The organism is Aeromonas sp. s7(2024) (genome assembly GCF_040907825.1).
Taxonomy (GTDB): domain Bacteria; phylum Pseudomonadota; class Gammaproteobacteria; order Enterobacterales; family Aeromonadaceae; genus Aeromonas; species Aeromonas veronii.
Map to the genome: position 1 here is coordinate 1 of NZ_JBFOCM010000004.1, position 20,278 is coordinate 20,278.

The following is a 20,278-nucleotide window of genomic DNA, read 5'->3' on the forward strand; positions in this document are numbered from 1 at the left end:
GTGTTAGGCCTGCCGCCAGCGTTCAATCTGAGCCATGATCAAACTCTTCAATTTAAGTTTGGTTGCTTCGAAAAGCGGCTCAATGAATTGCTGAATTAACTGCTGCAACTAAAAGTTGCTTTGGTCACTTCATCAGACATTGAAAATCAAAAATTGTTTTTGATGTTCGATGCTGTGAGTGCCCACACAGATTGCTTGATTCAAATTGTTAAAGAGCGATGCAACAGTGTGTTGCTGCGGGAGTGGAATTCTACTCAACCGCCTTCTCGAGTCAAGCCTTATTTTCAAATGCTTTTCGAGGTTACCGACGAGGTTGTTTGCGTTGCCGCTTGCCCTGTCGATGGAGGCGCATTATAGAGATCCAGCTCACATTGGCAAGCTTTTGCCGCAATAAAATTGCAAAAAAGTGCAATTTATTAGTTATTCATATCAGCACACAGCCTTTATACAGACTTATCCACAGGCAAGGGTAAAATGCGGGGTTTTGTCTCCGGATAAGCGCCTCACAAGGGAACAGGCACTCATCCATCATCGCAGCACCGTCGCGTCCGACGCACTGCACCAACGGCCGCTTCTATATAAAGAGGCGTATATAGCAGTGCTTATCCCAATCCAGCCTCTTTGACCCAGCACGCTATCAGCTCGCTGGCAGGAAGATCCCTGCAACCCGATACATTCTGGCCAGCCCAGAGCGGAGAGAAGCCACTGTCCCCCGCCTTCTCGGCGGCGGCACGCAGCTGTGCCAGTGCGCCACTGGCATAGGGGAAGTGAGGGGCAAGATCCGAGAGCGGGCCCAGCTCACGCATCAGACGGTTGACGATACCCCGCGCCGGACGGCCACTGAACAGATTGGTCAGTGCCGTCTGCTGGCCTTGGGGCGAGTGGAGGACAGCGCGATGCAGCGCCGAGGTGGTCGCTTCATGGCAGCAGAGAAAGGCGGTGCCCATCTGCACGGCGCTCGCCCCCATTGCCAGCGCGTTGGCGATCCCCTTGCCATCGACGATACCGCCAGCGGCAATCACCGGCAGATCGGTCACCGCGAGGATCTGCGCCAGCAGGGTCAAGGTGCTCTGCTGCAAGGCGATATCATCGGAGAGGAAATGACCGCGATGACCGCCCGCCTCCAATCCCTGAGCGATGATGGCATCGGCGCCGTGTTGAGCGAGCCATACGGCCTCCGCCACCGTGGTGGCACTGGCAAATACCTTGGCCCCCGCAGCTTTCACTTGGACAAGCAGCTCGGGCGCGGGCAAACCGAAGTGGAAGCTGACCACCGCAGGTCTGAACTCGGTCACCATGGCGGCATGCTCCTCATTGAAAGGTGCACGGCTTGGCGCCATCGTGACCGCTGGGGGAAGTATGCCGAACTCGGCATAGTAGGGAGCAAGGCGCTGCTGCCAGCTGGCCAGAGCAACGGGATCAGGTTCCCGTTGCCGATAGCAGAAGAAGTTGATGTTAAATGGCCCAAGGCCGCTTTGGGTAAGTCGTCCCAGTTCGCTGCGCAGCTCCGCTGATGTGAGCATGGCGGCAGGCAAGGAGCCCAAGCCGCCCGCACGGGTCACGGCAAGCGCCAGCTCGCTACCCTGCACACCGGCCATCGGTGCCTGAATAATGGGATAACGCATCCCAAGTTCGCTAAAGAGGCTCATCCATTCACCCCTTTTGCAGCGTCCGCCACCAGATGCGCGCGGGCCAGCGCAATGGCGCCGTCGATGGCACTGCGGGCCTGCGGGCTGTTCTGCCAACAGGTCGAGCCCAGCATGCTGGCCACCATCTGGACGATATGGGTGGTGTCGGCCTCGGCCAATCCGGCCAATCCGGCCAAGGTATGGTAGCCCAGCTGTTCAAGCCGCCCGATAACGCTCGGCCCTACCCCTTTCACCCCGAGCAGCAGGGCCCGCTCTTGTGGGCTAAACCGGTTGTTGCCATCCATCTGTCAGACTCCTTTCCGATAACCGTGGTTAAACATCAGGCCTGCAAGGGGCCCGATGAAGAGAGTGGAGGCTTAACGCACGCTGCGCAGCAGGAAGTCCGGCTGACCGCAGGAGCGGCGCTCGCGCTTTTGCATCTCGGCGGAGCAGGTGACCGCATCCGTCCCCTCTTTATTGACGCAGATGTAGATCTCCCGTAGGAAGCGGCCACCATCGGCGCAAGCCACCGTGATGTTGTCGGGAGCCAGCCACTGGTTGGCGCTCGCCAGATCGGCCTTGAGCTGGAAACTGGTTTTGCGCAGCGGCTCTTCCGGGGATTGATAAGCCGCCGGGATCTTCACCTTCTGGCGCAAATCGCTCGCCAGCTGATGGAAGGCCTGCTGGCTCAAGCCGGAGCAGGTACCGTGCTTCTCCCACTCATGGCGATAGAGGAAACGGCTGGGGTAGAGGTCGGCAAACTCGCTCTCCATATCGGGATCGAGCCGTTCGCGAGTGCAGTTGCTGGGGTAACCGCGATCGTACTGGGGCCAGAGACCATGCAGCACAAAGCCCAGCTTGCGGGAACACTGGTCCCGATCCGCAGGTTTGACGGCGCAATGCTCGGGCGACCAGGAGAGCGCCATGGCGTAATAGTCAAACTCCCCCGCCTTCCCTTTGGCCTGCACGGCCGAGGAGAGCAACAAACCACCCGCCAACAGGGCAATCATCTTCTTCATCTATATATGTCCATTTCAACCAACTCGGGAATGGCTGCAATGCTCCCATATTCCAGCGCGCGGAAACAGTGCTCCCGCCAAGGCTTGCGACAAGGGTCAGACCACTTCGGGGTTTCACCGGATAATAACGAGGCGTAAGCTGGCATCCTGGCGCCGGGTGCGCCACCGCATCATTTCAAGCAACCACAGGATGTAACATGATCCGCAAGAATCCCTCCGGCCATCTGCCTGTCATCGACGAATCCGCCTATATCGACAAGACCGCCATCATCTGCGGCAAGGTGATCATCAAAGAGAATGTCTTTGTCGGCCCCTATGCAGTGATCCGTGCCGACGAGGTGGATGAGAGTGGAGATATGGAACCCATCGTCATCGGCGCCAACTCCAATATCCAGGATGGCGTGGTGATCCACTCCAAATCCGGCGCCGCCGTCACCATCGGCGAGTACACCTCCATCGCCCACCGCTCCATCGTCCACGGACCGTGCGAAGTGGGAAACCGGGTCTTTATCGGCTTCAACAGCGTGCTGTTCAACTGCCATATCGGTGACGGTGCCGTGGTGCGTCACAACTCGGTGATTGATGGCTGCGATCTGCCGCCTGAGTTCTACGTCCCCTCCACCACCCGCATCAACCAGCAGAGCGATCTGACCCATATCCCGCGGGTCTCGGTCGATGCCGCCGAGTTCTCCGAAGACGTGGCTCACACCAACATCGATCTGGTCAAAGGGTACAAAGCGCTCTCCAACGAGTTCTGATCCCTTCATTACCAGAGAATAAAACGGGCGCCGAGGCGCCCGTTGCTGTTTCTATTTCTACTTATATATGTGCGGGTCAGGAGCACTTCTTCAGGCTGATATGCCAGTTGGCACCGGATTGCACCTGATGCTTGGCAGCGAAGCTGTCCATGTTCAGCGCCACCGAGACCTGCAGCAGACTGTTGAGGTAGACCAGCGGCTGACCTTCCGGCACATCGCCGAAGCTGCTGACGTAAGGGGCCTTGCCGTCATATTTGACCACATCCCCTTCGCGGATCTTGATGCAGGCATTATCCCCCTTGTTGATCCCCGCCTTGGTCAGCAGGGCATCGTCGATATTGGTCCAGACGTTGCCGTACTGCACATCGAGGATCGGGATGGTGCCCTTGAGGGTGCCATCTTTCTCGGCTACTGCAGGCTGATAGGGGATCTTAACCACTTCGGCGGGCAGCAGCGGGCCGACCTGCTCGTAGCTGATGGCGCCGGAAGCGAGCCGCGCGCCAGTATAGGCGTACACATCGCGGCCGTGGAAGGTGTAGGACTTCTCGGAGCCCTTGAGGCGATTGAGTTTCTCGTCAATCTGGCGCACCGCCTCGATGCCGAAGTGCTCGGCCACCAGGGTCAGGGTGCCGTTGTCCGGAGTCACGATGTAGTGGCCGCTCCTGGTCTTGAGCACCACAGACTTGCGCTCGGTGCCGACACCGGGATCCACCACGCTGACAAACACTGTGCCCTTGGGCCAATACTGCAGGGTCTGGTAGAGGCGGTAGGAGGCTTCCCAGATGTTGTAAGCCGGGATCTCGTGGGTCAGGTCATAGAGCGGCAGGGTACGATCCACCCCGAAGGCAACCCCCTTCATGGCCGACACGGCGCCATCTTTGAGACCAAAGTCGGTCTGGATCACCAGCGCTTCGTTGGCGACGGCGATGCCACTAGCCAGCATGAGGGCGAGCGCGATGGCGCGGGGAGCGGTGCGAATATCCATATCTGAACTCCTGAATCATCTGAGGATAACGAAACGGCAACAGCCATTTAGACATCCAGACTGCCACCAATGGATTTTTTTGCAAGGGATTTGCAACAAAGTGAGGGACGACTCGCAGAAATTGTGCTCGCCAAACGGCGACAGCGGGGGTATCAAAGGCAGAATGGGAAAACGTTTACAATACAGGAGCTAAGCACCATGACACAACCCGTACCGGAGATGATGACCCTGCTGCTGGAGATTGGTGAACAGAGCAGTCAGCTCTGGCTGAGCCAGCCAGATGCGGCCCCGTCACACTACCCGCTGGCCTTTGGCACCCACGCCATCCAGCCCGGGCCGTTTCGCCACGCGCCGCCCACCCCGCTCGAACTGGAGCGGGCCATCATGGTGGTGGAGGATGAGTTGATGCGCATCGCCCCGCAGATCCCGCCCGGCTTGCAGCTGACCCTGCGCAGCCAGCCATCACTAGCCGAAGCGCTGGGGGACAACCAGCTCGACCGGGATCTGGTGGAGCAAGCCTTTGGCCAGCTGGCCGCCATGGCGGAAGGGGATCCCCTCGCCGCCAGCTTGCTGCCCCGCGACGAGCACTTTGCCGCCGTGCTGCTGATCGTCAGGGAGTGGCTGCACCATCTGGCCAGCGAGAGCGTGCTGATCGTGGAGTAGGGATAAATAAGTGGTGAGGTCTTCAGCTTCAGGCAAGGTTTGTCGGTGGATCCTGTCGGGATTTCATTCGCGTATACTTTGCCCGTATGGCGCCCGCGCCCCTATCGGTACTCTAACCAGACACCTATGACCTTATTTTCAGGTAACCCCCCAGCCTTGCGCTGGCCACCGGCGTTTGCTCGCCAGTTCATCGTCAAAGTGGCCGGATTGGCCCTGCTCGCCCTGACCGGACTGGGCACTGTCTTCTACTACACCTATCTCACTATCCAGCACGACATGGATCTCATCACCGCCAGACAGAAGAACGTGTTCGAGGTCTTCTACCAGCGAGCCAAGATCCTCAAGGTGGAGAACATCACCAGCTATCTGGCACAACACCATCTGCTCGATCAGCCACCGCCCCCGAATAGCGTCGGCAGCGACTATCTCTACGGATATGACCTCAAAAGCAAATACCGCTTTGCCGATATTCCGCTGCAATACCCGGCCGCCAACATCCTCAACACCTTCCGCTATGCCCTCTCCTACCCGGAGGTGATCAATATCTACACCATCTGGAATGACTACCGGCTGATCGGCATGGTGGCCGACAACAATGTGCTGCCCACCAGACTGGCGCCGATCAAGGTGGATCTGATGACCCTGCCCGCCTGGTATCACTACTTCGGTTGCGCCAGCTTTGCCCCCGGCCGCGCCTTGTGCAGCGCCGATGAGGCCTTTGTCTCCGATATCGAAATCGACAGCTTCAGCATGCGCAACACCATAGTGATGTACTTCCCCTTCATCCATCAGTCGGGGCGCGGCGGTTACAAATACGGACTGCTCGGTATCGACATCGCCGTCGATGAAGCATTTAACGATGTGCTGCGACCCTTCGATACCATCAATCCGACCCGCACCAACATATCGTTTGAAGCCGCCGAGCCCTGCCGCCCGAGGCATCTCTGCCTGAGCAAACCCTTTATGCGCACCAAGGCGGGGGATGATCTCTATCTGAAGTGGTCCTACAGCTGGTTTGATTTCGTCAAGCTGGCCCTGCAAAGTGCGGCCTTCAAGGTCTATCTCATCGTGCTGTTGCTGGGCATAGTGGCCTGGAAGCAGATCTACTTGCGGCTGCGCACCCTGGCGCACACCGACCACCTGACCCGGCTGCCACGCAGGGATGTGCTCTGCCAGAGTCTGCTCCATGAGCACGACTACCTGATGATCCTCGATATCGACAACTTCAAGTCGATCAACGACACCTATGGCCATGGCGTAGGGGATCTGGCACTGGTCGCCTTTGCCCGCCACCTCAGAAGTAATATCCGCAAGGTGGACAGCGCCATCCGTTGGGGCGGCGAGGAGTTTATCGTGCTGTTCAAGGGGATGGAGGATGACGAGATGATGATCCACTCCGCTGGCCGCCTGCTGGATCGGCCGTTGGGGATCCCCGAGCTGCCCCCCCCCATCACCTTCTCCGCCGGGGTGATCCGCATTCGCGACTACCTCACCGTCACCGAGGCGGTGCATCTCGCCGACGAGCTGCTCTACCACGTCAAACAGCACGGCAAGCACAACATCGCCTGCTACGAGGGCAAAAAGATCCGGCTGATCCGCCCGTTGCCGGACGACGCAGAGCCATAGCCGCCTTCTGCCGCTCCCCCTGCTTCTGTTACCATCGCGGCCACGATCACTCATTGCATCGTGGCCGCAGGCCGCGATAACCCCGACTGGTGCCCCTATGTCCACAGCCTCCTTTGCCGAACTGGCCCTCTCCCCCCGCTTGCAGCAGACCCTGACCGAGCTCGGCTATGCCGCACCGACCCCCATTCAAGCTCGCGCCATCCCGGTCATTCTGGCGGGGCGGGATCTGATGGCAGGCGCCCAGACCGGCACCGGCAAAACCGCCGCCTTTGTGCTGCCGCTGCTGGAGCAGTTGCTGGCGCAGCCGCAAATGGAGTCCCAACGCCCGATCCGCGCGCTGGTGCTGGTGCCGACCCGCGAGCTGGCGGTGCAGGTCGCCGAGAGCGTGGCGCGCTACGGTCAGGGCACCGGTCTCACCAGCACCCAGGTCTACGGCGGGGTGAGTATCGCGGCGCAGGTAGCGGCGCTTCAAGTCGGGGTGGATATCCTGATCGCCACCCCGGGCCGCCTGCTCGACCATCTGCGTCAGGGGGCATTGAGCCTGGATAGCCTGCGCCATCTGGTGTTTGACGAGGCGGATCGGATGCTCGACATGGGCTTTATGGACGAGATCAAGGCGCTGCTCAAACAGATCCCGGCGGATCGCCAGACACTGCTCTTCTCCGCCACCTGCGACGACAACCTGTTTGCCCTCTGCAAGGTGCTGCTGCGCGACCCCGAGCTGATTGAAGTGGCACCGCGCAACACCACGGCGGCCGAGGTGGAGCAGCGGGTCTACACGGTGGACAGCGATCGCAAGCTGGCGCTGGTCGAACACATGCTGAAAGTGAAAGGGTGGGCACCGGCACTCATCTTCAGCCGCACCCGCCAAGGGGCTGACAAGCTGGCCCAGCAGCTTGGCAAAGCGGGTATCAATGCGCTGGCCTTCCACGGCGATCTGTCGCAAAGCGCACGGGAAAAAGTGCTACTGGAGTTTCGCGCCGGCACCCTGCAAGCGCTGGTCGCCACCGACGTGGCGGCCCGCGGCCTCGATATCACGGATCTCAACTACGTGATTAACCTTGAGTTCCCGTTCGTGGCCGAGGATTACGTCCACCGTATCGGGCGCACCGGCCGTGCCGGCAACAAAGGGCTCGCCATTACCCTGTTCAGCCCGGAAGATGCGCCCCTGCTGGAGAAGGTGGAAGCGGTACTCGACACCCGCTTGCCCCAGCAGTGGTTCCCGGGCTTTGAGCCGGATCTCACCCGCTTCGAGCCCGAGCCGCGCCGCAACAGCAAGGCGGCCCAGAAGCAGCGCGCCAGAAAGCAGGCCCTCGCTGGCAACAAGGGTGGCAAGGGCAAGCGTTAAACCGCCCTGCGCCGCCAACAAAAAACGCCCGCATGGGCGTTTTTTGTTATCTGACCAAAGCCAGCTCTTGGCGAGTCACACCCTAACGGGTCGCCAGCACCAGTGGCAGGGATCGCAAGATCTGCCGCTCAGCCAGGGTCGAGAGGATAAACATCACCATATAACCGAGCCCCAGCGCCACGATAATCGCCACCACGTTGGCGGTGAATTCGGCCACCAGATAGTAGGCGGCGACCAGTGCCACTATGCCCGCCAGCCGGATCAACAAACTCTGGGTAAAGTGGCCGTGAGCCTTGATATAGGCGAGCTGATAGCCGTTGAGCATCATAAAGATAAAGAAGATGGAGAAGTGGAACAGCACAGGCACCGCACCCACGTAGTCGGCGGGGAAGAACAGCAACACCAGCGGCTTGCCCGCCAGCAACATCAAGCCAAAGAAGGCCAGACTGACGATGGCGGAGAGACGGAAGATCCAGCGCCGGATCAGCCTTATCTGGCGGTGATCGCCGTTGCGCAGATTGACCGCCAGCTCCGGCAGCACAAAGCGGTAGATGGGGAAGACAAACAGGGTTGTCATATAGGTGAAGATGGGGCGAACCACCACCTGAAAATCCCCCAGCTCGTCGATGCTGAAGTGGCGGATGGTGAGCAGCACAGTGATGTAAATCATCAGGATGCTGGCCCCCGCCTCCAGCGAGGCGGTAAAGCTCTTCTTCACATAGCTCACCATCTCGGGGCCGAGCGCCACCTTGGCCAGCGGCTTGGTGGCGATGGCCCGGCGCCGCGAAACATACATATAACCGGCGATAGCGAGCGACGAGAAGGTCAGCCCGTAGAAGAGCGAAGCGAGCGCATCCATCCCGAGTCCAAAGTAGCAGGTCATAAACAGCAGACCGTTGGCCAGCGGCTCCAGCCAGGTGACCCGGTTGGAGAGCGCATACATCCGGTACATGGCGACCAGATTGGTGAAGTAGACCTTGAGCCCCAGCCCGAAGATGACCCCCACCAGTTGCAGATACTCCACCCGGATATGGAGCCCGTGCTTGATATAGGGGATCACCGCCCCCCAGGTGAGCAGCACGATGCCGATGAGGAAGTAGCGAAAGATATTGATGATGTCCCGATCGTTCTTGGTCTGGGAGTAACTCACCACCATGGAAGAGCGAAAACCTGTCATCAGGATAAAGGAGAGGGAAATCAAATCCACCACGCTGTTGAACAGCGCCAGCTCCCCCTTGGCGACCCACTGCGCCAGCCACACCTTGAAGGCGAAGCCGATAACGATGCTGACCAGCGAGGCCCACATTCCGGTGATAAAGGCCTGTTTGAGGCGGGCGAGAGAGGCGTATTGCATAACGAAAATGGATAACTTTCAGGGAAAAGAGAGAGGGCCATCTTATGAAAGCCTCCCTCCCTTGAACAGCCTTAATCTCGCAGTGCCAACGCCCGCAATAAGTGGCCGCAGAAAAGCCGCAACAGCAAAACCCCCGCTTATTTCCTGAAAGCGGGCGTTTTGTGGTGTGCCGTTATGGCTGCTGATTGCAGCGATGGCACGGCTTGCAGGCTCTCTGCCACGCAGCGGTTATGACTGCGGCACCGCCTTGATCAGCTCTTCATAGTGATCAATCAGCTCGGGGCCGTGCAGCGGTGAGTCGTGGCCGCCGATCACCGTCTTGATCGGCAGCTTCATCGCTTTGAGCCGCTCGATGGTCTGCGGATAGGCCTTCACATTGGCAAAGCTCAGGTTGCCCAGCTTCTCCTTGAGGATGCAGTTGCCATAGAGCACCTGCTCATCGGGGAAGTAGACAAAGATGCCGTCCGGCGTGTGGGCCGGGCCCGCATAGAAGGCGCGCAGCTTGCCCTCTTGCAGCGTGAAGTCGCCATCGTGCACCACGTTGGGCAGCACCAGCGGCAGATCCGGATACTCCGGCAGCCCCTTGCGGGTAAAGGCGACAATCTCGGCCCAGTCGCTCTTCATCAGATCCCGGGTCTGGCGCGTCGCCACCACCTTGACCCCGATGGACTTCCAGTAGGCGTTACCGCCCGCCCGGTCGGTGTGGTAGTTGGTGTTGATCACCTCCAGCACCGGCTTGCTGCTGACCCGTTTAATGAGCTTATGCAACTCGCGGGCGGTATCCGGCGTCCAGGTCGCCCCCACCACAGTCACCCCCTTGGCCCCGAAATAGACCATGGAGTTCTCTTTGACGTAGTAGTTGTCCTCGACCACATAGACAGGGCCGCTCACCTGCTTGAGCTCGATCCCAGCCGCCCGCACGCTGCCACCCCAGAAACTCGCCATCAGCACCACAGCCCCGGCCAATGTGCACTTCATCCAACCTTTCATCATCTTGCTCCCTCGAACCAACCGCCCCCTCGCCACCCCTGTGGCAAGCCGGGCCTTTTAAGCAGTGGGCAGAAGATACGGGGGATTTGTGAGGGGAAAATGAGGTTGTGTGAAGAGAAGGTGAAGTCAGGGTAAAGTCCGGAGCAATCAGCAGCGACCTCCTGTCGCGATCGCCCGAATACGCTTCGCTATTTGAACCTGCAACACAGATAGCAACGCCTCACCCTAACCCTCTCCCGAGGGTGAGGGGATGGCCCGTGCCAATTCCAAGCCACACATATTCACCCACACCACAGAGCCAAAACACAGCCAGCAGAATCAATTTCGCCCCCTTCTCCCCTTGCGGGAGAAGGGCTGGGGATGAGGGGGAGGTAACAATATGCCACATCATGTAGGGTCGATTAGCGTAGCGTAATCGTCCGTTTACCGCGAATAGCCTGATAGCAAGAGAAGCAGGAAACCCTGAACATCAGCGTCACCTCAACGCCCTTACTTTCGCGATCGTCCGAATACGCTTCGCTATTCGAACCTACGGCCCTAACCCTCTCCCAAGGGAGAGGGGATGGCCCGTGCCAATTCCAAACTCACATCCGTACCTCGCACGTAAAGCACAGTCAGCTGAACCGTTTTGCTCCCTTCTCCCCTTGCGGGAGAAGGGCTGGGGATGAGGGGGAGGTAACAATATGCCACATCATGTAGGGACGATTAGCGCAGCGTAATCGTCCGTTTACCGCGAATAGCCTGATAGTAAAAGAAGCAGGAAACCCTGAACATCAGCGTCACCTCAACGTCCTTACTTTCGCGATCGTCCGAATACGCTTCGCTATTCGAACCTACGGCCCTCCCCTTTCTAATTTATGACTCACCAAAAGGCTTTAGAGGAAAATTATATAAGGGTATAATATGATTCAACATTGAAAAATTCCGTGAAATCAAATGATTATATCCAAGGAGAAAACATGGACTTCCTAAACTCCGATTTATTTAGCTCAATAGCAACAATACTTGTTGGTGGGATTGCATGGATTGTTTACCGCCTCCAGCAAAAGCAAACAGATAAAGATGCCGCTACAATAGTATTTTTACAAATTAAAGATGCAGAAAGAAGAATTAATGATTTAAGTCAACAACCACAACAAGAGTTGGTTGTTAACAATTTAACCAAACCAATTATTGGCGAAAATAACTGGGAAAAATTTAAGGGAAGACTAATAAAATATTTTGATGATGACGACATAGAATTAATTAACAATTTCTATATCAGAGTGGTTTCTGCTGAGTTAGCAAGGGCTGAATCCAAAGCTGTTTTTGATGAATCACTTTTAGAAAAAGCACGACAAATCCAAGTTAAATTAATCGATAACATATATGAGAATATAGATAATCCTGAAGCCATGCGGATAAAACGTGAGGAGCTAATTCGCCACGCGAATATGGAAGCATTTGTCTTTGAACCAGAAGCACCAAAACAAAAAGCCTTCAAAGAGTTACTTCATATTTCTTATATTTCATCCACTATCACTGGTGATAAATTCAAAAAAATAATGAAATCAAGATACTAAGGTAATTTAGCTAACCGTCAAATAATAAAAACCACCCGCATAAAGGGTGGTTTTTTTATTCTCTCAGAATGACTCCGAGAGATTTAACTCACAACCGCAATCAAACCAACGGCGGTGTCCGCGGCGGCACCTTGCGCTTGCTGCCGGTGGACTCAAAGGCCGAGGCGAAGCGCAGCAGGTTGTTGTCGTCATAGGCGCGACCGGCGAAGGTCAGGCCCACCGGCATACCGATATCGGCCATCACGCCCATGGGGACGGTGACGGTCGGCACGCCGAGGTGACGGATAGCGAGGTTGCCGTTGGCAACCCAGATGCCATTGCTCCAGGCGATATCGGCGGAGGCCGGATTCACATCCGCATCAGCCGGGGCGACGTCGGCGACGGTGGGGAACAGCACGGCGTCGAGCTTGAGCCCGTCCATCCAGTCCTCCAGATCCAGCTTGCGGGTCTTTTCCAGACCGCGCAGGCCGTCCGGCACTGTGGCGATCTCGTCCCAGGATTTCAGGCCACGCTTGGCCATATTGACGTACTCGTCCATGCCCGCCGCCAGATCGCCCTCGCGGTTCGGCAGGGTGCCCGGGTCGTGGGGGAAGATCTTCGGCCCATCGACATCAGCCAGCTTGTTGAGCTTGGGATCGCCGTTGGCGCGCAGGAAGTCGTCGAACGCCCAGCCGGAGAGCTCCCACAGCTCGTCGTTGAGAAACTCCGGGCTCACGATGCCGCGATTGAACACGGTCGGCGCGCCGGGTCGGTCCCCTTCGCAGTTGGAGACCAGCGGGAAGTCCACTTCGATGACTTCCGCGCCCGCGGCTTCCAGCGCCTTGCGCGCATCTTCCCAGAGGGCAATCACGGTCTCGCGGGTATGGATGCGCTGACCGGTCGGGCCGCCGATGCCGGGGTTTTCGCTGGTGCCGGCCAGTTCATCCTTGTTGATAAACATGCGCGGCACGCCGAGGCGCTTGCCCTTGAGGGCATCGGCCTTGGCAGCCAGATCCAGATAGGAAGCCGGACGCACCTCGGAGGCCTTGGGCAGCTGCACCCAGGGTTGCAGGCGCCAGAGATCGCCACGGGTGTCGGCATCGTCGGCGACCACCACATCCAGTACTTCCAAGAGGTCGTTCATGGTGCGGGCATAGGGCACCACCACATCCATGGTCGGGGTCAGCGGCCAGTTGCCACGCACCGAGATGACGCCACGGGACGGGGTGTAGGCACACAGACCGTTGTTGGAGGCCGGGCCACGGCCGCTCGACCAGGTCTCTTCCGCCAGACCAAAGGCGGAGAAGCTGGCAGCGGTGGCGGTACCGGCCCCGTTGGAGGAGCCGGAGGCAAACGGTGCGGTCAGGTAGTCGGCGTTGTAGGGGCTCTCGGCACGGCCATAGACGCCGCGCTGCATGCCGCCATTGGCCATCGGCGGCATATTGGTTTTGCCAAGGCAGATGGCACCGGCGGCGCGCAGGCGCTCCACGGTAAAGGCATCGCGCTGGGCCACCAGATCCTTGAAGGCCGGGCTGCCGGAAGCGGCGGTCAGCCCCTTGACCAGATAGCTGTCTTTGGCGGTGTAGGGGATGCCGTCGAGCGGGCTCAGGGTCTCGCCACGGGCGCGGCGGGCATCAGAAGCCTCGGCCTCTTTCAGCGCATCGGGATTGGCGACCACCACGGCGTTGAGTTTGGTGGCAGTCTCGGGGCCGTTGTAGGCCTCGATCCGGGCCAGATAGGCCTTGACCAGTTCGACCGCTGTAGTGCGGCCTGATTCGAGCGCGGCACGCAGCTCGGCAATGGAAACCTCGGTCACTTCGATCATGGGGATCTCCTGTAAAAGGGTGACTGTTTGTCATGATGATCGCCGCATCTGCGCCTGCGACCATCACACCATCAAGAGATAAAACCCCACGGCGTGGGGTTTTGAATACCAACCTCAGCTGGCGTAAACCGGTTTACGACCCGTCGCGAGAGGTCGTCAGCAAGGTGAAGAGCAGCACAGGAACCGGAGCGTATAAACATACGTGAGGCTTCCGAGCAGCACATGAGCCTTGATCACGGCTTCGCAGCAGGATCGTCATCCGGTTCTTATTTGCCGGAAGGGATCTGCTGGGTAATGCAGTGAATATTGCCACCGCCCAGCAGGATCTCGCGGGCCGGCACGCCGATCACGGTGTGCTCCGGGAAGATCTCTTCCAGAATGTGCTGGGCTTCACCATCGGTGGCGGCATCCAGCAGCGGATAGACGATGCGATCGTTGGTGATGAGGAAGTTCACGTAGGAACCGGCCAGACGGCCTTCTGCCTCGCGCGGCACACCGGTACCGCTCTCGACACCGGCAGACTCCTCTTCAGTGCAGAACAGCGGGCCCGGCTGGGGCAGCTTCCACACTTTCAGTTTGCGCCCCTTGGCATCGACCGCCGCTTCCAGCACCTTGAGGGCGGCCACGGAGCGGGCGTACTGGGGATCGTTCTGATCGTCAGTCCAGTGCAGGGCCACTTCACCCGGACGCACGAAGCAGCACATGTTGTCGATGTGGCCGTCGGTTTCGTCCATGTAGACGCCTTCGTCCAGCCAGATAAAGCTGGTGACGCCCAGATAGTCGCGTAAGTAAGCTTCGATCTGCTCTTTGGTCAGGTGCGGGTTGCGGTTTTCGTTGAGCAAGCACTCGGCGGTGGTCAGGCAGGTGCCTTCGCCATCAACGTGGATGGAGCCCCCTTCCAGAATCAGCGGCGCATCGTAGCGAGCCATGCCGTGTTGGGTCAGCATCTGGGCTGCCACTTCCTCATCCTGATTCCACGGGTAGTAGAGACCACCCTTGTGTCCGCCCCAGGCGTTGAAGCCCCAATCCACCCCACGGCACTCGCCGGCAGCGTTGGTAACGATGGTGGGGCCGGTATCGCGGGCCCAGCAGTCATCGCTGTTCATTTCAACCAGAGTGACGTGGGCGGGCATGATGGCGCGGGCCTGCTCCATAAACCGGGCTGGCACCCCCATAAAGACCGGGGTAGCACCACCGATGGCATCGGCCACCTTGGCGAAGGTCTCTTGCGCGAAGCGACCGGCTACGCGCCAGTTGTCCGGGCGAAACGGCCAGATCATCCAGACGGCCTGCTGGTGTGCCCACTCGGCGGGCATGGTGAAGCCGTCGGCGGCCGGCGTGGAGTTAATGGTCTTGATGCTCATCGCAAGGCTCCTTGCATGGATTGAGGCCCCCGTTTACGCCCGATGCGGCGCGGGAACCCGGAAAAATAAGAGTGGGTCGCAGAGTAAGACGTTGCGCCCCCATCCATCAAATGAATAGGATGGATTGTCCCATAAACACGGCGAATAATCCCCCCATGAAACTGCACCAGCTCGACCTCAATTTGCTGCTCGCGTTTGACGCCCTGATGACGCAGGGCAGCGTCACCCGCGCCGCCGAGGCGCTCTTTATCAGCCAGCCCGCCATGAGCCACTCCCTTAACCGGCTGCGCACCTTTCTCGGCGACCCGCTTTTGGTGCGCACCCCGCAGGGGATGCTGCCGACCCCGCGCGCCCAGCGGCTGCACCTCGGGGTGCAGCAGGCGCTGCGGCTGCTGGAGCAGCAGCTCACCGAGGAAGAAGAGTTCGAGCCGAGCCAGTCGAAGCGGCGCTTCGTGCTCTGCACCACAGATTACGTGGAGTGCGTGCTGATCCCGCCGCTTATTCAGCGGCTCAGAGGGCTGGCGCCGGGGGTCACCATCGAGATCCGCATCCTGCGCGACACCCTGCCCGAAGCCGAGCTGGCGAGCGGCGAGATCGATCTGGTGCTGGGCTTTGACGAGTACATGCAGGTGCCGGGGTATCTGGGCAAAGAGACCTGGCTCACCGAGCCGCTGGCCGGACTGGTGCGCGCCGATCTGCCCATTGCCAAATCGGCCCCCGCCGGGGCCGAGGATGACCCCTCCCAATGGATGGAGCGCATCACCTTGCAGCAGCTGATTGCCATGCCCCATGTGTTCCACTCGCCGCTGGGCACCTCGGAGGCGAGCCTCGACCGCTATCTGAAGAGTCAGGGCTTTAGCCGCACCATCTCGGTCAACAGCCAGAGCTATATGTCCGCCGCCGCCATTGTCAGCCAGAGCGATCACCTCTTGGTGCTGCCCAGCATGGTGGCCGAGCTGCTCGCCACCCACTGGCCGCTGAAAAGCCTGCCGCTGCCCGAAGACGTGCCCGACTACCACCTCAACTGCGTCTGGCATCCCGTGCATGCCCAGCAACCCGCACTGGTGTGGCTGAAAGATTTGATGAAAGAGCTGGTGGGGCCGAGGTAACCCTACCGCAGAAACAACAGTGGCTCCCGAGGGAGCCACTGTTGTTTCTGCGGTATCGCGTTACGCCCGCAGGGCCCGCATCAGCTGGGCAACCACGTCGTCGAGCAGGGGGCGATCGGGGCGGCACTGGGCGAAGGTGACCAACCCTTGCAGGTTGATCAGCAGCAGGGCAGTGAGGGTGTGGATATTGCTATCCGGGGCCAGCTCGCCCTTGGCCTGCGCCTGTGTCAGCAACTCGGCCAGATCCTGCTCCAGCTCGCCATAGATCCCCTTGACCCGCTGGGTCAGCTCCTCATCCTGCTCGCTCAGCTCCATCATGGTACGAGTCACCAGACAGGAGCCGCAGAGCGCCTCCCCCACAATCCGGTCGAGATAGGCCGCAAGGCCCGCCAGCGGGCTCGGGTTGTCGAGCAGGGAGCGGCGCAGGGTGCGTTTACCCTCGACATAGTGATCCACCGCCGCCAGCAGCAGGCCGCGCTTGTTGCCAAAGGCGCCGTAAATACTGCCCGGGTGCAGGCCGGTGGCAGCCACCAGCTCCTGCATGGTGGTCTTGGCATATCCCTTGGCGCGAAACGCTTCCATGGCATTTCGCAGTACCTCGTCCCGATCAAACTCGGCTATGCGCATGGTTCCTCCCGTGGGAAATGGTTCACCGGCAAGGGGCAACAGGGCCCGCCGATAAAGAGTGGCTGGAAAGGGCGGCAAGTTTACCCCAGCCGCCCGCTCGGGCCAACCTTCTTGAACGCGCATTCAAAAAAAGCTTGCGCCCGACGCAAAAAACGTCTTGAATGCACGTTCAAGAATAACCCGTTCAGGACAACCTATCATGAATACCCTGTTTCAGCCGTATCGACTCAATGACACTCTGACCCTGGCCAACCGTTTCATGATGGCCCCGCTCACCCGCTGCATGGCAGGCCCAAGTCTGGTGCCGACCGAGCAGATGGCTGCCTATTACGGCCGCCGCGCTGACATCGGCCTGATTGTTTCAGAGGCCGTCATCATCCGCCCCGACGCGCAGGGCTACCCCAATACCCCGGGACTCTTCACCCAGGCGCAGATCGATGGCTGGAAGAGAGTGACCAGCGCCGTGCACGCCAAGGGCGGCAAGATCTTCGCCCAGCTGTGGCACGTCGGTCGCCTCTCCCACCCCTTCTTCCATCAGGCTGAAGTGTTGGCCCCCTCTGCCGTGGCGCACGAGGGCACTGTGCCCCGCATGCGCGAGCTGACCTATCAGGTGCCGCGTGCCCTGACCGAGGCGGAAATCGCCCAGCTGGTGCTGGATTACGCCCAGGCCGCTGCCAACGCTATCGAGGCGGGCTTTGACGGGGTGGAGATCCACGGTGCCAACGGCTACCTGATCGACCAGTTCCTGCACCACTCCACCAACCTGCGCACCGACAACTACGGTGGCAGCCCGGAAAAGATGAGCCGCTTCGCGCTGGAAGTGGTCGATGCCATCAGCGCCCGTATCGATGGTGATCGGGTAGGTATTCGTCTCTCCCCGGGTGCCTATGTCCATCTGACGGGTAGCCCGGAAGATCGCGCCGTGTTCGACTACCTGCTGGGCAAGCTCAACGATCGCCCGCTGGCCTATATCCACCTCGGCATCTTTGATGACAACCTCACCTTCGATTATCTGGGTGGCCGCGCCTCCGACTATCTGCGCGCCCACTACAAGGGCAATCTGGTCGGTGTGGGCAACTACGACGCCGAGCGCGCCGCTGCGGCCATCGAGGCTAACCGCTTCGATCTGGTGGCCATCGGCCGTCCGCTTATCGCCAACCCGGACTACCTCACCAAGGTGAAGAAGGGCGAAGCGCTGGTGCCCTACGCCGACACCATGCTGGCCGAGCTGGTATAACCACGAAGCCATCGCCAGACCACAGGCAATAAAAAACGAGGGGAGCTGTTGCTCCCCTCGTGCTATCTGGCTGATGCGCTGATCAGTTGGTGCGGATGCTTAATTGGTACGAAATAACGCCTCGATGGAGAGCCCCTGGCTCAGCAGGATCTCCCGCAGACGGCGCAGCCCCTCCACCTGGATCTGGCGTACCCGCTCGCGGGTCAGGCCAATCTCGGCCCCCACATCCTCAAGGGTGGCGGGCTCGTACCCCAGCAGACCGAAACGACGGGCCAGCACTTCCCGCTGCTTGGGGTTGAGCTCCTCCAGCCAGTGCACAATGCTGCTGCGCATATCATCTTCCTGTGACTCCAGCTCAGGCCCCATGCCGCGCTCGTCGGAGAGCACATCCAGCAGCGCCTTGTCGCGATCGCCACCGATGGGGGTGTCCACTGAGGTGATCTTCTCGTTGAGTTTGAGCATGCGGTTCACGTCATCCACCGAACGATCCAGCGCGAAGGCAATATCCTCGGCGGTCGGTTCATGATCGAGACGGTGAGAGAGTTCGCGCGCGGTGCGAAGGTAAACGTTTAACTCTTTGACCACATGAATGGGCAGACGGATGGTGCGGGTCTGGTTCATGATGGCCCGCTCTATGGTCTGGCGGATCCACCAGGTGGCATAGGTAGAGAAACGGAAGCCGCGCTCGGGGTCAAACTTCTCGACCGCGCGGATAAGACCGAGGTTGCCCTCTTCAATGAGATCCAGCAGCACCAGGCCGCGGTTGTTGTAACGACGGGCGATTTTCACCACCAGCCGCAGGTTGGACTCGATCATGCGCTTGCGGGCGGCTTTGTCACCTCGCAAGGCACGACGGGCGTAGTAGACTTCCTCTTCGGCTGTGAGCAGCGGGGAGAAACCTATCTCCCCCAGATAGAGTTGCGTGGCATCCATCACCTTATTCAGCTCAGGTGCCAGCAACTCATCGGAGATAGTCTCGTCCGCCTCGGCGGCTACCTCCTGCAACTCTTCTACCTCGTGAGATTCGGGTTCAGCGTCAAACTCTAACTCTGCATCCTGCATTACCAGTTGTTCTTGGCTCATGGTGTGTCTCCCTGACGTTACCAGAGTAAGACGGTCTCTCTGGGGTTAACGCTTTGGCAAATAGCTCATCGGATTGATCGACTTGCCTCTGTACCGGATCTCGAAATGCAATCGCACATCCGGCGCGTCCGTGCTACCCATGTTGGCAATGACCGAGCCCCCCTTGACGCTGTCCCCTTCCTTCACCCGCAACTCGTCGTTGTGTGCGTAAGCGGAGAGATAGTCATCATCATGCTTGAGGATAATCAGCTTGCCGTACCCCCTTAAAGCACTGCCAGCGTATACCACTTTACCGCTGCTGGCGGCGTAGACGGGTTGCCCCTTCTGGCCGGCTATGTCGATCCCTTTGTTACCCTGTTCTGCAACAGAGAACCCCTCAACGATCCGGCCTTTTGCGGGCCAGTGCCAAGCAAGTCTCGACTGGGAGTTGTTTGTTTTTTGTTCTTTGGACTGAGCGTATTCCTTCGGTGCTGCCGGAGCAACGGATTTCTGAGAGATGAACGGCGTGGTCTGACCAGATCCACTCGGCTCGGCCAACGGACGCGGACCGCTGCTCGGACGGCTAACGGCCACCGGCGTCACGGTTGCCGGACGAGTCGCAGCCACCATCTGGGTCGAACCGCCGCCTGCGGTCTGGACATTGAGCACCTGACCCGGTTGCAGCGCATAGGGGGCGCTCAGGTTGTTGCTCTGGGCCAGCGCCTGCGGCGTCATGCCGAACTGGCGGCCAATGCTGCTCAGGGTATCGCCGCGGCGCACCTCATAGGTACCGGCACTGCGGCTGCTGCCAACACTGGCGCTGGAACCATCGAGTCGCAGTCGCTGCCCCGGATAGATGTTGTAGGGCGGGCTGATGTTGTTGAGGCTAGCCAGCGACGGCACGTCGTTGCCGGAGTTGAAGGCGATGGAGTAGAGGGTATCGCCCCGCTTCACCACATAGCTGCCGCCCTGAATGGGGGCGCTGACCTGGGCACCACTTTGGCGAGCCGGAATGGTCGAGACAAACTGCCCCTCATCAACACCATCTACCGGAGCTGCATTTTTACTGGAGGAGCAGGCAAGCAGCAGCCATGACAACACCACGACACTGCTTCCTTGCCAAATACGCGAACGCATAATGG

General features: G+C 59.4%; 18 protein-coding genes. 7 read left to right on the forward strand and 11 right to left on the reverse strand.

The window, feature by feature from the left end; genetic code table 11:
- Nucleotides 1-602: 602 nt before the first annotated feature.
- The 3 genes from AB5Y73_RS00020 to AB5Y73_RS00030 all read right to left on the reverse strand — a co-directional run bounded on the left by AB5Y73_RS00020 (nucleotide 603) and on the right by AB5Y73_RS00030 (nucleotide 2,647).
- Complete coding sequence (locus tag AB5Y73_RS00020) at nucleotides 603-1,649, reverse strand: nitronate monooxygenase family protein (protein WP_118854633.1); 1,047 nt, start codon at nucleotides 1,647-1,649, stop codon at nucleotides 603-605.
- Nucleotides 1,646-1,933 carry a Pathogenicity locus gene (locus tag AB5Y73_RS00025; protein ID WP_107682684.1) on the reverse strand — a complete coding sequence of 96 codons (288 nt, stop codon included), beginning with the start codon at nucleotides 1,931-1,933 and terminating at the stop codon, nucleotides 1,646-1,648. The genes AB5Y73_RS00020 and AB5Y73_RS00025 overlap by 4 nt, the downstream gene beginning before the upstream one ends.
- A 72-nt stretch (nucleotides 1,934-2,005) precedes the next feature.
- A complete protein-coding gene (locus tag AB5Y73_RS00030; protein WP_107682685.1) occupies nucleotides 2,006-2,647 on the reverse strand; it encodes a ribonuclease in 642 nt (213 codons plus the stop codon).
- Nucleotides 2,648-2,844: 197 nt separating this feature from the next.
- Between AB5Y73_RS00030 and AB5Y73_RS00035 the strand changes: the two genes are divergently transcribed.
- Complete coding sequence (locus tag AB5Y73_RS00035; RefSeq protein WP_005335471.1) at nucleotides 2,845-3,405, forward strand: carbonate dehydratase; 561 nt, start codon at nucleotides 2,845-2,847, stop codon at nucleotides 3,403-3,405.
- A gap of 76 nt (nucleotides 3,406-3,481) precedes the next feature.
- On the opposite strand, the gene AB5Y73_RS00040 is transcribed toward AB5Y73_RS00035, so the two are convergent.
- Nucleotides 3,482-4,390: an S-adenosyl-l-methionine hydroxide adenosyltransferase family protein gene (locus AB5Y73_RS00040; protein ID WP_064335542.1), complete on the reverse strand. Its 909-nt coding sequence runs from the start codon at nucleotides 4,388-4,390 to the stop codon at nucleotides 3,482-3,484.
- A 198-nt stretch (nucleotides 4,391-4,588) separates the two neighbouring features.
- Between AB5Y73_RS00040 and AB5Y73_RS00045 the strand changes: the two genes are divergently transcribed.
- The 3 genes from AB5Y73_RS00045 (at nucleotide 4,589) to AB5Y73_RS00055 (ending at nucleotide 8,027) form a co-directional block, all read left to right on the forward strand.
- Nucleotides 4,589-5,053, forward strand: coding sequence for a hypothetical protein (locus tag AB5Y73_RS00045; RefSeq protein WP_005362752.1), 465 nt, complete (start codon nucleotides 4,589-4,591; stop codon nucleotides 5,051-5,053).
- Nucleotides 5,054-5,209: 156 nt separating this feature from the next.
- The gene (locus AB5Y73_RS00050) at nucleotides 5,210-6,679 is read left to right on the forward strand and encodes a GGDEF domain-containing protein (protein WP_118854631.1); all 1,470 of its coding nucleotides are present in this window, start codon (nucleotides 5,210-5,212) and stop codon (nucleotides 6,677-6,679) included.
- Between the two features lie 97 nt (nucleotides 6,680-6,776).
- On the forward strand, nucleotides 6,777-8,027 hold the full coding sequence (locus tag AB5Y73_RS00055) for a DEAD/DEAH box helicase (protein WP_181497097.1): 1,251 nt from the start codon (nucleotides 6,777-6,779) through the stop codon (nucleotides 8,025-8,027).
- Between the two features lie 82 nt (nucleotides 8,028-8,109).
- Here the strand turns inward: AB5Y73_RS00055 and AB5Y73_RS00060 are convergent, their stop codons facing one another.
- Together AB5Y73_RS00060 and AB5Y73_RS00065 are read right to left on the reverse strand one after the other, a co-directional pair.
- The gene (locus AB5Y73_RS00060; protein ID WP_118854629.1) at nucleotides 8,110-9,381 is read right to left on the reverse strand and encodes a hypothetical protein; all 1,272 of its coding nucleotides are present in this window, start codon (nucleotides 9,379-9,381) and stop codon (nucleotides 8,110-8,112) included.
- 228 nt (nucleotides 9,382-9,609) lie between these two features.
- The gene (locus tag AB5Y73_RS00065) at nucleotides 9,610-10,374 is read right to left on the reverse strand and encodes a CphA family subclass B2 metallo-beta-lactamase (RefSeq protein WP_118854628.1); all 765 of its coding nucleotides are present in this window, start codon (nucleotides 10,372-10,374) and stop codon (nucleotides 9,610-9,612) included.
- 956 nt (nucleotides 10,375-11,330) lie between these two features.
- On the opposite strand from AB5Y73_RS00065, the gene AB5Y73_RS00070 reads away from it, so the two are divergent.
- Nucleotides 11,331-11,933, forward strand: a complete 603-nt coding sequence (locus AB5Y73_RS00070) for a hypothetical protein (protein ID WP_107682690.1) — start codon at nucleotides 11,331-11,333, stop codon at nucleotides 11,931-11,933.
- A gap of 100 nt (nucleotides 11,934-12,033) precedes the next feature.
- Here AB5Y73_RS00070 and AB5Y73_RS00075 read toward each other — a convergent pair whose 3' ends face one another.
- Together AB5Y73_RS00075 and aguA are read right to left on the reverse strand one after the other, a co-directional pair.
- Nucleotides 12,034-13,737, reverse strand: a complete 1,704-nt coding sequence (locus AB5Y73_RS00075) for an amidase (protein ID WP_118854627.1) — start codon at nucleotides 13,735-13,737, stop codon at nucleotides 12,034-12,036.
- 266 nt (nucleotides 13,738-14,003) lie between these two features.
- Nucleotides 14,004-15,101: an agmatine deiminase gene (gene aguA / locus AB5Y73_RS00080; RefSeq protein WP_107682692.1), complete on the reverse strand. Its 1,098-nt coding sequence runs from the start codon at nucleotides 15,099-15,101 to the stop codon at nucleotides 14,004-14,006.
- A 155-nt stretch (nucleotides 15,102-15,256) separates the two neighbouring features.
- Here aguA and AB5Y73_RS00085 point away from each other — a divergent pair, with 155 nt between their 5' ends.
- Complete coding sequence (locus AB5Y73_RS00085; RefSeq protein ID WP_043821608.1) at nucleotides 15,257-16,210, forward strand: LysR family transcriptional regulator; 954 nt, start codon at nucleotides 15,257-15,259, stop codon at nucleotides 16,208-16,210.
- Between the two features lie 60 nt (nucleotides 16,211-16,270).
- On the opposite strand, the gene AB5Y73_RS00090 is transcribed toward AB5Y73_RS00085, so the two are convergent.
- Nucleotides 16,271-16,837, reverse strand: a complete 567-nt coding sequence (locus tag AB5Y73_RS00090; protein WP_005335495.1) for a TetR/AcrR family transcriptional regulator — start codon at nucleotides 16,835-16,837, stop codon at nucleotides 16,271-16,273.
- Nucleotides 16,838-17,036: 199 nt separating this feature from the next.
- On the opposite strand from AB5Y73_RS00090, the gene AB5Y73_RS00095 reads away from it, so the two are divergent.
- Nucleotides 17,037-18,074: an alkene reductase gene (locus AB5Y73_RS00095; RefSeq protein WP_279499418.1), complete on the forward strand. Its 1,038-nt coding sequence runs from the start codon at nucleotides 17,037-17,039 to the stop codon at nucleotides 18,072-18,074.
- Between the two features lie 99 nt (nucleotides 18,075-18,173).
- Here AB5Y73_RS00095 and rpoS read toward each other — a convergent pair whose 3' ends face one another.
- Complete coding sequence (gene rpoS / locus AB5Y73_RS00100) at nucleotides 18,174-19,157, reverse strand: RNA polymerase sigma factor RpoS (protein WP_005335504.1); 984 nt, start codon at nucleotides 19,155-19,157, stop codon at nucleotides 18,174-18,176.
- 45 nt (nucleotides 19,158-19,202) lie between these two features.
- Complete coding sequence (locus tag AB5Y73_RS00105) at nucleotides 19,203-20,273, reverse strand: LysM peptidoglycan-binding domain-containing protein (RefSeq protein WP_076492587.1); 1,071 nt, start codon at nucleotides 20,271-20,273, stop codon at nucleotides 19,203-19,205.
- Between the last annotated feature and the right edge of the window lie 5 nt (nucleotides 20,274-20,278).

Coding starts and splice junctions, on each gene's coding strand:
- AB5Y73_RS00060 (WP_118854629.1), bottom strand. CDS start 9,381: ATGCAATACGCCTCTCTCGCCCGCCTCAAACAGGCCTTTATCACCGGA.
- AB5Y73_RS00085 (WP_043821608.1), top strand. CDS start 15,257: ATGAAACTGCACCAGCTCGACCTCAATTTGCTGCTCGCGTTTGACGCC.
- AB5Y73_RS00025 (WP_107682684.1), bottom strand. CDS start 1,933: ATGGATGGCAACAACCGGTTTAGCCCACAAGAGCGGGCCCTGCTGCTC.
- AB5Y73_RS00040 (WP_064335542.1), bottom strand. CDS start 4,390: ATGGATATTCGCACCGCTCCCCGCGCCATCGCGCTCGCCCTCATGCTG.
- AB5Y73_RS00105 (WP_076492587.1), bottom strand. CDS start 20,273: ATGCGTTCGCGTATTTGGCAAGGAAGCAGTGTCGTGGTGTTGTCATGG.
- AB5Y73_RS00035 (WP_005335471.1), top strand. CDS start 2,845: ATGATCCGCAAGAATCCCTCCGGCCATCTGCCTGTCATCGACGAATCC.
- AB5Y73_RS00020 (WP_118854633.1), bottom strand. CDS start 1,649: ATGAGCCTCTTTAGCGAACTTGGGATGCGTTATCCCATTATTCAGGCA.
- AB5Y73_RS00075 (WP_118854627.1), bottom strand. CDS start 13,737: ATGATCGAAGTGACCGAGGTTTCCATTGCCGAGCTGCGTGCCGCGCTC.
- AB5Y73_RS00055 (WP_181497097.1), top strand. CDS start 6,777: ATGTCCACAGCCTCCTTTGCCGAACTGGCCCTCTCCCCCCGCTTGCAG.
- aguA (WP_107682692.1), bottom strand. CDS start 15,101: ATGAGCATCAAGACCATTAACTCCACGCCGGCCGCCGACGGCTTCACC.
- AB5Y73_RS00090 (WP_005335495.1), bottom strand. CDS start 16,837: ATGCGCATAGCCGAGTTTGATCGGGACGAGGTACTGCGAAATGCCATG.
- rpoS (WP_005335504.1), bottom strand. CDS start 19,157: ATGAGCCAAGAACAACTGGTAATGCAGGATGCAGAGTTAGAGTTTGAC.
- AB5Y73_RS00095 (WP_279499418.1), top strand. CDS start 17,037: ATGAATACCCTGTTTCAGCCGTATCGACTCAATGACACTCTGACCCTG.
- AB5Y73_RS00065 (WP_118854628.1), bottom strand. CDS start 10,374: ATGATGAAAGGTTGGATGAAGTGCACATTGGCCGGGGCTGTGGTGCTG.
- AB5Y73_RS00030 (WP_107682685.1), bottom strand. CDS start 2,647: ATGAAGAAGATGATTGCCCTGTTGGCGGGTGGTTTGTTGCTCTCCTCG.
- AB5Y73_RS00070 (WP_107682690.1), top strand. CDS start 11,331: ATGGACTTCCTAAACTCCGATTTATTTAGCTCAATAGCAACAATACTT.
- AB5Y73_RS00045 (WP_005362752.1), top strand. CDS start 4,589: ATGACACAACCCGTACCGGAGATGATGACCCTGCTGCTGGAGATTGGT.